Consider the following 11759-nt stretch of genomic DNA (forward strand, 5'->3'; position numbering starts at 1 on the left):
TATCATCCTCCTTTCACCTTGCCTTTATTCATGAGACTCCGTAATCCTGATGAAGCCATATTCATGGCGCCTCTTCCTGCCATCGATGCCCCTTTTCCGGCTAATCCCGCTCCAACATTTGCCGCTTTACTGAGTCCCGTTGCCTGTGCTGCTGTTTTCGCAAACCCATTGACCGCCCCAACCAGCCCGTTAATACCAACACCACCTGTTAAAATACTCATCAGCGTTGCCACCTGTTGCAACAGAAAAATCCCGATACCAAAGACTAGCGCAATAGAAAATACCTCCCAGACATTACTCTGAATTTTTGCACTATTGTTAGTCATGTAATCGGTTAAGTACTTCATCATGATAGAAAACAAAATAGCGTAACCGATATTAAGGAAAATATAGTTAAGGCAGCTACCCATCCATGCAGTAAACATTTGACGAGTTGCCGGAAACACGGCAAAGGCAATGAAAATTCCACCGAGGGATAATAAAATCCCCACCATCACTTTAGCCATAATGAGATAAGATGCCGCATAAAGCACAAACAAACCACCCGATATCATCAGCAAAATAAGTTTGATAGCGACAATAATATTCCCAGAAATATCTAAAGCGGAGTGATTGGAAAAATCGTCATAAATACCTTTCCCCATTTCCATAATTTTGTTAACCATCGCATCAATGGTATTACCGCCTTCGCTGCCCGTTAACCCTGCTGAAATCTGTTCACCGGATTTCATCACAAACGGCACGATCTCAGTGACATACATCGAGCTTGCGCCCATAAACACGGTAACAACGGAGATGACCAGAAAATGTTGAATAAACTCGCTCATTAACATTTCCTTCTGACCGTAAATGATCGCCCACGCTTCAATCACCAGATAAATGACCACCAGAGTTGACCATAACGGAAAAATATAACCGTAGAGCGTGTCAAAATTGGTTGCTACCTGTTCAGTAATAGTTTTATTCAAAAAACTGGAAATATCTTTATAAATTTCCATTATTTACATCCTTACTTAAGGTTGAGAAAAATTCGTCTTACTGAACTCAATTGCTATCTTTTGCTTTTCAATTTCTGCCATTTTTTCCTGCCGCTGAATTTCAAGATTGACGCTGGCAAGGGTGTTTTGCATAGCCTGATTTTCCAACTGCAACGTGTTTAATACCTCTTCGCGTTGTTGTGGTGTCGTTGCGTTCTTGAATGCTTTTTGCAAACTGTCTAGTTTTTCTGTTTTCTTCATCAAAACATCGGTCATTTTTTCTAATCGTTTTGTTTGTTCAAATTTTGCTTTGATGTTTTTTTCAATCGCCGTCATTTCTCCCTCACGACTAAAATCAAGATCATTCTCTTTTTTTATTTTTTGCCAATCGGCATCACTCAACCCCTTTTTAATTTCTGTGAGATTATCTTTTAAATACGCAGATGCACTACCAAAAATTGCTGTAAAATCAGAATACCCTTCAAACCTTTTTTTGGTTAACTCGGCTTCTTTTTTAAAACTGTCCAATTGACTTTTAGCTGTTTTTACTTGTTCTTCCAATTCAGACAGTTGTTTTTTTGCCTGTTCAAACATTCTTTGCGCTTCGGCAATCGCTTTCAAATCCAGAACTGGAATCGCCGCATGACTAAAATTAAGGAATATTTGAGCCAGTATTAGGGCAATCAACCTTTTCTTCATGTTTGACCTCTACCTTTTCTTCTGTTTTTACTTTTTCTTTCAATTCCGTAAGTAGTGACTCTTTCGCCTCCAAAATAGCTCTTATATCAGTAAATGGGATTGCTGCATGACTAACATTCAGGATTATTTGAACCATTATCAGCACAAGAAAGACCTTTCTCATAGATTCACCTCTTGTTCTTCTTTGATTGCTTTTAATTGTTGAATTAATTCCGGTATCCAGTCGTTAGGATTGTCGCCTACCGCTGCCCTTATTTTCTCACAAAGTGAAATCCCTTGTTTTGAGCCTGAAATAATGGGCAAATAATCATCAAATCCGTATAAGTCCAATTTCGCAAAGACAGAGCTATTGGATTGCTTAATTAAAATCGTCCGGCTATTTCTATCCAGCCCCTTTAAAAGCGAAAACTCTTTGAGCGTCAATCCCATTTTTTGATAACCCTCCCAAATTGCATCAGGATTCGGCAAACAACATTTTGTCGGTGTTTGTTGGGCTATGGCTGGAAATATCTCACAGTTAATAGCATCTTCCGGCGATTGACTGCTTAACCACATCATCTCACCTTTCATTCTTCCCGCTTTTAACGACTCTTTGATCATTTCCTGTGTCATTGGAAAATTGGCGGGTTTCCAGAATTCTTCAACAATCGATAGCATTAATTTGCCTTCTTTCTGCATTCTATCCTTGTAGAAAAACAGAACGCTTAATACCGCCTCACAAGCGGGGTGATCTTGTCCACCATCGGTTTTTAGTATTACGGTGGTATCAAACCCTACTTTGCTATGCGCTTGTGGGTCAAAGATATTAACCGGACTGTCAAGCGCCCACGCCTGAGCGCCGTTGCCACACCATTTTTTTAGTCTCAAGGTCAGTGCGGTATCATTAATCCTTTGTAGCAATAAGCCAAAACGCCTTTTAGCGCGGGGTAATCGCATTACTGCATCGACCGCACTATCTATCATTTCAGCTTCACTATCCGTACAAACTGTTCCGTCGCTATTAATCGCACACCGCTTCACCCAACGCTTTAAAAAAGCCATGAGTTCTTCGTCATCATTGTCGGCTAACTGAAACGGATTTAAGCCTGTTGGCTTTCCCTCCTGCAAGGTGAAAAAACTTCCGCCGTAGGCACGAACAAAAAGCTCGGTTGAACGATTAAAATCAATCACAAACATGTCAGGATTGAACCGCTGTAAAAATCCGGCGGCGGTTCCTACAAAGGTGGTTTTTCCTGCCCCTGATGCGCCTAAAATCAAGGCATGACCCGCTATCGGTTGACCTAATACATTTAAATGCGGTGGACTACTGTGCGTATTAAAGTGATACAACGTCCCTGACGTCGTTTTTAACGGCATAATCGCCGTTCCATCACCGATAGGGTTCCCTTCTTTTTTACCGTGACTGAAATTGTGTAGCGAAAACAAACACGCCAGATTGCTCAACGTCCGCTTTGACGGTAATGGGCGGTAGGTTGCCATCGGCAGATGCGAAAAATAAGTTAATGGCGCTTCCACGGTTGATTTAACGAATCGAAAGCCTTGCCCGCTGGTGATAAATTCTGAGGCGATTTTTGTACCGTTTTCTTTTGCATCATCAACACTGTTGCCAAAAACACTCAATACCGCATGATAAGAGCCGAAGAGGGTTTCATTGCTTTGTATACTTTCCTGTCCAGCGAACAGTTCTTCCTGTTGTGTTACCCCAACATCATTCGTCGAGGTGAGTTTGTTTACCTGTTGTTGCAATTGCTTGATACTTTTGGTTGCTGCATCAACCAGAAATGATTGGGTCAAAATAAATTCAAACGGGAGTTTTAATAAAAAATCCCACTGACCAATTGTGGTTCCCCTTGGAAAATCTTTCACTATATAGTTGGTGCAATAAACATTGTCTTCCCGTTCAAAATGTTTGATTTCTGCCACATCAAAACCGAAGAAACTATCACTGTTCACAATCGAAGATTGTATCTCTGTACCGGAAAGCGGGATTGCAGTTTCACTGTGATTGACCAAATAAGCAAGATATTGGCTGGCAATATCACTCAGGTAACTATCCCTCACGCCCAGAATTCCGGTATTCATCTCAGAAAAAACCGCTTGACCCTGACTGATAATTTCCTTCATCTTATCAATTCCTTGCTGAATTGAATCTTTTTTGACAGGGATTCCGATTGTCAGCAAGTAAGTCGTTTTAAAAAAATCTTTTCTATTGAATTGTGCGATATATTTATTACTCAATCCTTGCAGAAAATTATTTTCGCCAAAATGATAGTTACCAGTGACCTGAATATTTTTTTTAATAATATGCGTCCAGATAAAAAGATGTTTTTCTTTCCCGATGGCTAACAAGAAGTTTTTCACTTTTTCGAAATAACTGACAATTTGATTATCATCCGTTGCTTCAAAAGGAAAACCATCAATCACGAATGTGGTGATTAATTTCCCCGATTTTAAATAAACAATATTTTCATCAACATGATAGGTATAACTTGGGATGAATTTTTTAACCGAAATATTATTAATCGTACTCATCTTATCCTCTAATCGCTATCGTTGATTTTCCTTTTCTAACGACAACCCCTTTTAATCGACATTTCAACACTGCCAGCGCATTGGGGTCATTTTCCGTTAAGATACGAACCAAAAAAATAATGATTCCTGCAATGAGTATCGGTATGCCACCAACCAAGCCGAAGAAATGTACCAATGTGAAAGTACTTAACATCGTCACCATCAAAAGCGGCAACAAGAGCATTAGCGGCACACCCATGATAAGCGCGGGGCGATTAAACCCGTTAAAACTTAAGTATTGCCTCTCAAGTTCTGGTGCCTTTTTATAACTTTCGTTACTCACAATTACTTTACCCCATGGCATAAAAGGCAAAGCCCATTTATGCCATTTTGATTTAAACTAGGTGAAAAGGGTTGTTGCCCATTCGCCACCCATCACTACCCCACCCGCGATGGCACAGTAAACAAGTCCCATCGTAACATCAGACCATGCCTTTTTCTCTGCAATCGCCATCACCACCAGATAAACGATATAGAGAATGGAGGCGACAATCACAAAGCCTTTTAACCAGCCTAAAATATCTTTAAGCGCATTCGTGGCTTTTTCTAAACTATCCAATCCGCCACTGGCTGCAAAAGCAGGATTAAACGCAAGGAGTGCGAGCAAACAAAAGGCCAGCAGAAGCCACACCTGACCGGATTCAGGTTTTATTTTTTTTAACCAAAACATTTAATAGTCTCCGAATACATCCCATTGAATAACGTTTTCGTTTTTTGTTAATACCGCGCTTTTACTTTTCTTTTCTGTTAGTTTTTCCTCCTCGTTTTCTTCTTTTTTCTTAATCGCTGGCACGATATAAGAAGAAGGCAATATTTTTTCTTCAATGCGCTGCACGTAGCTTTTACCGTCTTTTTCATTTTTAAAACCACGCGTAAAGTTACCGGAATAGTAACAACTCATTGCTTTTCTTATTGCCGTTTGATTATCAATGTTTCCTTTTTTTGCCTGTAAAAAGCATTTTTTTAAAATTGCTGCTCCTGCTTTGATATTTTGACACGGATTAAAAACCGTTTTATTGGTTAATGGATAGTACTTAAAGTTTTCAACATAAATCTGCATTAATCCGGCACTGTATTTTTTTCCCTGGTGCTGGAGTTTATCAATAAAGTTAATTGCCTCTTTTTCGCTATTAAACCGATGGCTTGTTTTATCGGTGACATTCGCCACCACATAAGGGTTCCCCCCTGATTCAACCTGTATAATGGTTTTTACTGTCTCTGGGCTGACATCAGGGGCACATTGGCTAATTAGCAGACTTAACGCAGCTGCTTCAAGCATAAACAATGCCTTTTAATTTTCATCATTACTAATCCTTGTATAAATATGACCAGTGTTAACCTGTTTAAGTTGATTTTTGTCAATTATCTCAAAAAACTTCATGTTATCAGGTGTCTTGACCAAATAATCTCCCTCTTTTTTTAAGAATCCTTTTTCTTCAGCTGCTTCAAATTCTACAGGTTTTGAAAACGTCTTGCTATTCTGTAACAGAAGTTGATAACCTTCTTTTTTGCTAATTAAAAGATAACGATGTTCCCCACGAACCTGATCATGCCCCTGATAAGTTCCAGCCAATTTACCGTCATCACCACAACCAGTTAAAGAAAAAACCGATAACAACCCAGTTAATATGATTCCAATTACTTTTTTCATCACTCATTTTCCTTCTTTGTTGATAACATTGAGAAACTTAAATATTATCATCAAATTTTAAAATTTATCTTCTTTTATCTGTCTTCTTTCCTCAACACTCCCCAAGATTTCTTTAAGTTTATCTTTTGCCTCATCGCTATATTTTTCAACCATATAGCGGATAAATTCGGAAACAGTGATTGGACGACCGATATAATGACCAATATCGAGTACAATTTTATCTAGCTTGTCTTTCAATTCCGCCCCGATATAAATATTTTTTCCTCTTTGTGATAACCCTTTGAACATATAAATCCCTTAAATATCAAAAAATTAAATAACTTTATTTTTTTAATAAAATTATTATGACAGAGAATCAAAGGTGTGTAATCCCTCTATTTTTGGTGACAAACTGCATACCTTTTTATCTTTATAAAATCTACCATTAACAATAAAAACACTTACAAAGTGCAACAAATAAGATTGGATTCTGTTGTTAAATAATAGCTTTAACTCAACCATTGAATTGACCTGATACTTTTCCTTAATCCGTTTTAGATACTCACAAACTGTATTCGCACTAATATCAAGCTCAAGCGCTATTTGATCAATTTTATGAGCATTGCTGTACAGCACAAAAACTTTTAGTTGTGCTGGTGTTAACTCGTTGAAGATTTCGTTATAGAGTGAGAATTTATTCAAATCAAACATATTCATCGTAAATACATCCTAAACCAATAATATAAATATAAAAATAATACATAAATTAAACATTAATGCAATTTATTATACTTAATAACTTACTTAAGTTCTCTATTTTGACTACTTACATTAATAAAGTTATGATTATGATTAATAACAACCACTTTTGTAATTATTATGCTTGATACTTTAGGAAAGAGATTAAAATGTTGCAGAGCTGCCACAAACACCACTGCACAGGAGGTTGTTAATCATATAAATGAAACAACAACAAAGGAAAGTTTATCTTATGCATCATATACTCGTTGGGAAGCTGACAAAGTTATACCAAAGAGAAAAAATAATTTAATTTCTTACATTGCTGATTTTTTTACTAATAATGGCTTATATGTTTCTACTGAGTGGCTTTGTAATGGCGAAGGTTTCCCCCCTCAATTTATAGAATATAAAAACCTTGATGAAGATACTCTGTTTATTCTTGCTGCAAGAAACATGAAAGGCTGTGAAATTATTCAAATTGGCGGCACGTATGGAGAACCTTATGTTAGTTTTGGCGAGATTTGTATTGCCTCAAAAGTAAACAATATAAATGATAATCATGGAAAACTCTGTTTTATCGAAGATATAAATAATAATTTATATATCGGAATAATGTATGTAGCCAGTGAGAAAAATATTTTACTAAAAAGACAAGATGAAATAGAAATCGAAAAAATTAACATTAAAGAGTGCAAAAAAATAAGATGGATAAGGAAAAAATAAAAATAGGGTTTAACGCCCAAAGTGCTAAATTAATTGATTTTTTAAGTCATTTTAAAAAAATAACGTATGCATCAACCTTACTTGTGATAGATAATCAAATAACAGATCATCAAAGTAACGGTTATGCTGGATGGGATAAGAAATTTTATTATGATGGATTACATAAAGATAGTCTTTTAATTAAAGTGGGTATCGAATTAACCAAAATAAAAGAAGGAGAAACAAGTACTGTTATATGGGATGATGTTTTAAAAACAGATCCAAAGAATAAAATAAAAGCATTACGAGAAAGTAATAATATTTATCATGGAATAAGTTTTATTTATGGTTTAAGTGAAAACATTAGCTTAAGTATAAATACTTGTACATCAAAAGATATAAAAAAAGAAGACTTTGAGAATTTTATTCTACCAATGCGTTTTGAGCTTTTGAATTTTTTTAAGGAATTAAATAATGTTTACTAAAGAATATCAAATAAAAGATGAACACTTGGATTTTCAAGGTGTTGTAGATGGACTATATTATCCTTTTTATATGGAATGGTGTAGGCATGCTTTTATGAAAGAATGTGCAAAATTAGATTTAGAAGAAGAATTTAAAAAAGGGCATATTCATACACTTTTAGAGTATTCAATTAAATTCAAAAAAAGCTTAAAAAAAGGCGATTTAATTAATGTGACTTGTTCTACACAGAAATCTGATAAGAAAAATAGGATTAACTTTTTTCAGCAAATACTTGTTGATAATATTGTATATGCAGAAGCCATTTTTACAGCAACTTGTATAATTAATGGAAGACCGACAGTACCTGATGAAGTTTTAAAAACAATTAACCAATAAATACAAAGCTATCCACATACTTTAATATGCGGATAGTTATTGATTTTACCGCCATATTTTCTCAATCGTATATAAGATATATGACTGTATTCTATTGTTGAATAATAACTTTAATTCAACCATTGAGTTAACCTGATACTTTTCTTTTATCCGTTTTAAATATTCACAAACGGTATTTACGCTAATATCAAGCTCAAGTGCTATTTGATCAATTTTATAGACATTACTGTACAGCACAAAAACTTTTAGTTGAGAAGGCGTTAGTTCAGGAAATATGGAATAATAATATGAAAAATTATTAGTTTTAAATACCATAAACCTCCCTAACCTTTGAATAATAGACAGTTGATATACATTTAGATTTCTCAATAAAATCTAATGGAATATAGCGCTCAAAACCTTTTGATTTGCAAAATGCCCTTAGCTGACAAGCTGAATGCACGTCGACTTTTCTGTAGATAGCCTTCAAGTGCGATTCAACCGTTGAGGGGAAAATATTTAACCGTCTACCAATTTCTTTGCTACTGAATCGGTGCATCGTGAAAAACAATACTTGCCATTCTCTACGGCTTAATATGTCATTTGGTTGTTCCGTGGTGACCGCATAAGGCTGCATGCCATCGACATAATCCAGCGGTGACAAAAACAGGAACTCGTGAGCGTGAAAGAAAGTGCCTAGGTACTCCTTATTGTGACCAAAAAGCGGTAGAAAACGGAATTGCCAAACGGTGGGTGACTTTTTGAAGTCAGAAAGCAGATTAATAATGACAAAAAACGGTGATTTTTCAGTGCGGATTTTCTCTAATAAAGTCACCATTTCAGGCGCATCTTTATTCAAACCGAGAAAATCTATCATTTTAGCATTGGCATTAATTTCCCCTTCACTATCTGCAAAACCACAGGGAACACCACCACTCAAAAAGAATTTAATCATCTCGGAGTTCATGCTGCACCCCCAATATTACGAAGGTACTCGCTCTGACGGGTTGTAAGGTGTTTTGACGTGTGAGCAAAGCTCAAAAGCTGCTCGATTGATATGTTGCACGCTTTCATTATGCGTGCAATATGCGTACTATTTCGCATAGCTCAACTCCTAGTTGTCTTAGGGTTTGGGTTAGCTCTGCATTTGTGTTACTAGCACAAATGCAGAGTGATTATTAATTACTGTTTTTTATAAGTTCGTTTTTTTACTGGTGTATGAACATTCTTATCGAAATCAGCTAGAAATTCTTGTTCTTCTATAGTAAAGTTTTGTTTAGTATCATACTCTTTGATAAAAAAAGTAAACCTTATCTTATTTACTTTCCTTCCTATTTTATCAATAACCTCAAATTTTAAATCCTTTATTTCTGTACATTTTATTATTTCTTTAACCGCCTTATTTAATACATCTCTTCTAAAAAACGGGTATTCTGGATAGCTATATACTTTTCTGCCTTTACTATCTACATCATATAAGTACATTTCATCTTTTAATTCATTAATAGAAATATCAAAAAACTTGATTCTACTGTTATTGCTTATTTTTTTTCTTATCAATTGATAAATAGAGGATGCATTTACACTAGAAAGTTTAACAACAGATAACAAAATTTGGGTGGTATATTTTTTTTCGGAGCCGACTAGTTTACATAAATACTGCTTTGCAGATTTTGTAAATCTAATACCTATTTTCCCTTCGTTTTTATAATAAGCAGAAAATTCAGTCAAACTTAAATTTATATAGTCAGGAGCGTTTTTACTAGTAAATGGAAGCTGTAGCTCGTCAGAAAGCTCTATTATTTCTTCGTGCTTAAGTTTCAATAAGACATTATCAAGTATTATTGCACCTTCTTTTAGAGAACAATATGCTGTATCTATATTAACATTTACCCATTTAACATAATCATTTGCAGTTAAATAAAAAATGTGGTTGTCATCAAATTCGTTTTTTGTATTTATTTGACTTAACACTAAAAACAATACTTTTTTTGCGCTCATAGGTAAAGATGAAAGAGTAGAATTCAACTCATTTCGGTGCCTCACTTTTGTTAATCTTGAAACGGCTGTTTTATTCATTACCAATCTCATTTTTTTATTCAACCTTCATTAAAGCTAGCATTAAAAACATGATATTTCAATAAAAAAATGTCATGTTTACTTTACTGGGGATAATACCGGAAAACCTCTCATGTTTAACCGGAAAACCTCTCATGTTTAACCGGAAAACCTCTCATGTTTAACCGGAAAACCTCTCATGTTTAACCGGAAAACCTCTCATGTTTAACCGGAAAACCTCTCATGTTTAACCGGAAAACCTCTCATGTTTAACCGGAAAACCTCTCATGTTTAATAAAAAAAACATTTATATTTTAAACATATAATAAATTCACTTATAATGTATTTAGCATCCTACAAGTTTTTAAGTCTTTAAATAAAAAAAGAAAAGAAAAGTCTTTTAAGGTAAAGTGCCTGTGGATAACTTTTTTCTAACAAAAACCCTTAATTGAAAAATATGTTACTACTGAGTGACCGTATTTCTTTTTTGCTAATTGTGATATTCCGCTTCCTCGTCTGCTCACTCGCTTCGCTCGGTCACAGACTTGTGGCGAGCGGCGGGATTTTAATAAAAAAGATTTTTTGAGTTAATTAACCAGAAACATTGCACTATTCAGTTGCTACAGCTAGCATCACTAGGATATAAAATATCTACTAACTCAGGCACAACATGAACAAAACAGAACTCATCAATCAAATTGCTGAAAAAGCTGACTTAACCAAAAAAGATTCAGAGAAGGCACTGAACGCATTCATTGAAACCTTGACAGAAGCGCTAAAGGCCGGAGATGACGTACAACTCGTTGGTTTTGGCAGCTTTCAGATGAAGAAAAGAGCAGCCAGAGAAGGGCGCAATCCACAAACAGGCGAGATTATTCAAATTGCTGCTGCAAACATACCCAGTTTTAAAGCGGGTAAAACTTTGAAAGAAGCGGTCAAATAAATATTCTGGCAAAAAAAAGCCAACAGGCTGGTGTTGGCTAGAAGCAATGAGTAAAACTATTGATGTAATAATATAACTATACCTTATTACAATTGAGAATAATTATCAACAAACCTTGCTTCAATACCTCATCTTTGACAATTAACATCATACTCGCTGCCATATCGTGCCAATCGGCTTAGCAGGGATGCTACGCATGGGTTACGTGCAATATATCAATCTCTCACCGCTTTGCGGGCTTCGGCGATTTAACTATTAACATTCTCTGTCACTATTGAGTATCGCCTTCCATGCCTGACGGCATCAAAAACCTAAAACCGCCTGTAATCGATTCTAAGCGTATCAAATTGAAAATCGCTACGATTGGGTTACCTATATCAAGAAAACGCCGTACATAGTGTTACAGGCTGCTTAAAATTGATTTATGAACCAGATATGAACTGCAATATCAAAAAATTCACCGATTTCTCTAAAATTCCCTGTAATCGATTTTTGGATTGTTTTAGATAGAAAAAATCCGATTTTACCCCAAAAATTGCAGTAGTAGCCCCGCCGCGCCTGCGCACCAAATGTGTCGTTTTTTATGCAGTTGTACAAT

18 protein-coding genes are annotated in these 11759 nt (G+C 35.6%); 4 read left to right on the top strand and 14 right to left on the bottom strand.

Annotated features, from left to right (window positions below):
- Positions 1-2: 2 nt before the first annotated feature.
- Genes ArsFIN_RS25440 through ArsFIN_RS25485 form a run of 10 tightly spaced genes read right to left on the bottom strand, consistent with a single transcriptional unit; the run spans position 3 to position 6594 of the window.
- Entirely contained in the window at positions 3-998 is a 996-nt protein-coding gene (locus tag ArsFIN_RS25440; protein WP_135679205.1) for a type IV secretion system protein, read from the bottom strand.
- A gap of 15 nt (positions 999-1013) precedes the next feature.
- Complete coding sequence (locus ArsFIN_RS25445) at positions 1014-1676, bottom strand: type IV secretion system protein (protein WP_135679208.1); 663 nt, start codon at positions 1674-1676, stop codon at positions 1014-1016.
- Positions 1630-1839: a hypothetical protein gene (locus ArsFIN_RS25450; RefSeq protein ID WP_135679210.1), complete on the bottom strand. Its 210-nt coding sequence runs from the start codon at positions 1837-1839 to the stop codon at positions 1630-1632. Before ArsFIN_RS25450 ends, ArsFIN_RS25445 begins: the two co-directional genes overlap by 47 nt.
- Positions 1836-4208, bottom strand: a complete 2373-nt coding sequence (locus ArsFIN_RS25455) for a VirB4 family type IV secretion/conjugal transfer ATPase (protein ID WP_135679213.1) — start codon at positions 4206-4208, stop codon at positions 1836-1838. The genes ArsFIN_RS25450 and ArsFIN_RS25455 overlap by 4 nt, the downstream gene beginning before the upstream one ends.
- A 1-nt stretch (position 4209) precedes the next feature.
- Positions 4210-4551, bottom strand: coding sequence for a VirB3 family type IV secretion system protein (locus ArsFIN_RS25460; RefSeq protein ID WP_135679216.1), 342 nt, complete (start codon positions 4549-4551; stop codon positions 4210-4212).
- A gap of 36 nt (positions 4552-4587) precedes the next feature.
- A complete protein-coding gene (locus ArsFIN_RS25465) occupies positions 4588-4917 on the bottom strand; it encodes a TrbC/VirB2 family protein (RefSeq protein ID WP_135679218.1) in 330 nt (109 codons plus the stop codon).
- Positions 4918-5526, bottom strand: a complete 609-nt coding sequence (locus ArsFIN_RS25470) for a lytic transglycosylase domain-containing protein (protein ID WP_135679220.1) — start codon at positions 5524-5526, stop codon at positions 4918-4920.
- Positions 5527-5538: 12 nt separating this feature from the next.
- On the bottom strand, positions 5539-5898 hold the full coding sequence (locus tag ArsFIN_RS25475) for a hypothetical protein (protein ID WP_167876796.1): 360 nt from the start codon (positions 5896-5898) through the stop codon (positions 5539-5541).
- A 57-nt stretch (positions 5899-5955) separates the two neighbouring features.
- Positions 5956-6186 (bottom strand): DUF3408 domain-containing protein, encoded by a 231-nt coding sequence (locus ArsFIN_RS25480; protein ID WP_135679225.1) that lies wholly within the window; start codon positions 6184-6186, stop codon positions 5956-5958.
- 54 nt (positions 6187-6240) lie between these two features.
- Complete coding sequence (locus ArsFIN_RS25485; RefSeq protein ID WP_135679228.1) at positions 6241-6594, bottom strand: helix-turn-helix transcriptional regulator; 354 nt, start codon at positions 6592-6594, stop codon at positions 6241-6243.
- Between the two features lie 162 nt (positions 6595-6756).
- Here ArsFIN_RS25485 and ArsFIN_RS25490 point away from each other — a divergent pair, with 162 nt between their 5' ends.
- Genes ArsFIN_RS25490 through ArsFIN_RS25500 form a run of 3 tightly spaced genes read left to right on the top strand, consistent with a single transcriptional unit; the run spans position 6757 to position 8181 of the window.
- A complete protein-coding gene (locus ArsFIN_RS25490; RefSeq protein WP_135679231.1) occupies positions 6757-7341 on the top strand; it encodes a hypothetical protein in 585 nt (194 codons plus the stop codon).
- On the top strand, positions 7323-7805 hold the full coding sequence (locus ArsFIN_RS25495; RefSeq protein WP_135679234.1) for a hypothetical protein: 483 nt from the start codon (positions 7323-7325) through the stop codon (positions 7803-7805). The genes ArsFIN_RS25490 and ArsFIN_RS25495 overlap by 19 nt, the downstream gene beginning before the upstream one ends.
- The gene (locus tag ArsFIN_RS25500; RefSeq protein WP_026824105.1) at positions 7795-8181 is read left to right on the top strand and encodes an acyl-CoA thioesterase; all 387 of its coding nucleotides are present in this window, start codon (positions 7795-7797) and stop codon (positions 8179-8181) included. Before ArsFIN_RS25495 ends, ArsFIN_RS25500 begins: the two co-directional genes overlap by 11 nt.
- 45 nt (positions 8182-8226) lie before the next feature.
- Here ArsFIN_RS25500 and ArsFIN_RS29110 read toward each other — a convergent pair whose 3' ends face one another.
- The 4 genes from ArsFIN_RS29110 to ArsFIN_RS25515 form a co-directional block, all read right to left on the bottom strand.
- On the bottom strand, positions 8227-8496 hold the full coding sequence (locus tag ArsFIN_RS29110; RefSeq protein WP_026824106.1) for a helix-turn-helix transcriptional regulator: 270 nt from the start codon (positions 8494-8496) through the stop codon (positions 8227-8229).
- On the bottom strand, positions 8486-9127 hold the full coding sequence (locus tag ArsFIN_RS25510) for a helix-turn-helix transcriptional regulator (protein ID WP_135679236.1): 642 nt from the start codon (positions 9125-9127) through the stop codon (positions 8486-8488). Before ArsFIN_RS25510 ends, ArsFIN_RS29110 begins: the two co-directional genes overlap by 11 nt.
- Positions 9124-9264: a hypothetical protein gene (locus ArsFIN_RS26890; protein ID WP_167876797.1), complete on the bottom strand. Its 141-nt coding sequence runs from the start codon at positions 9262-9264 to the stop codon at positions 9124-9126. The genes ArsFIN_RS25510 and ArsFIN_RS26890 overlap by 4 nt, the downstream gene beginning before the upstream one ends.
- 78 nt (positions 9265-9342) lie before the next feature.
- Positions 9343-10239 (bottom strand): replication initiation protein, encoded by an 897-nt coding sequence (locus ArsFIN_RS25515; protein WP_246067646.1) that lies wholly within the window; start codon positions 10237-10239, stop codon positions 9343-9345.
- 649 nt (positions 10240-10888) lie between these two features.
- On the opposite strand from ArsFIN_RS25515, the gene ArsFIN_RS25520 reads away from it, so the two are divergent.
- Positions 10889-11161: an HU family DNA-binding protein gene (locus tag ArsFIN_RS25520; RefSeq protein WP_135679241.1), complete on the top strand. Its 273-nt coding sequence runs from the start codon at positions 10889-10891 to the stop codon at positions 11159-11161.
- The last annotated feature ends 598 nt before the right edge of the window (positions 11162-11759 follow it).

The organism is Arsenophonus nasoniae (assembly GCF_004768525.1).
Lineage (GTDB): Bacteria > Pseudomonadota > Gammaproteobacteria > Enterobacterales > Enterobacteriaceae > Arsenophonus > Arsenophonus nasoniae.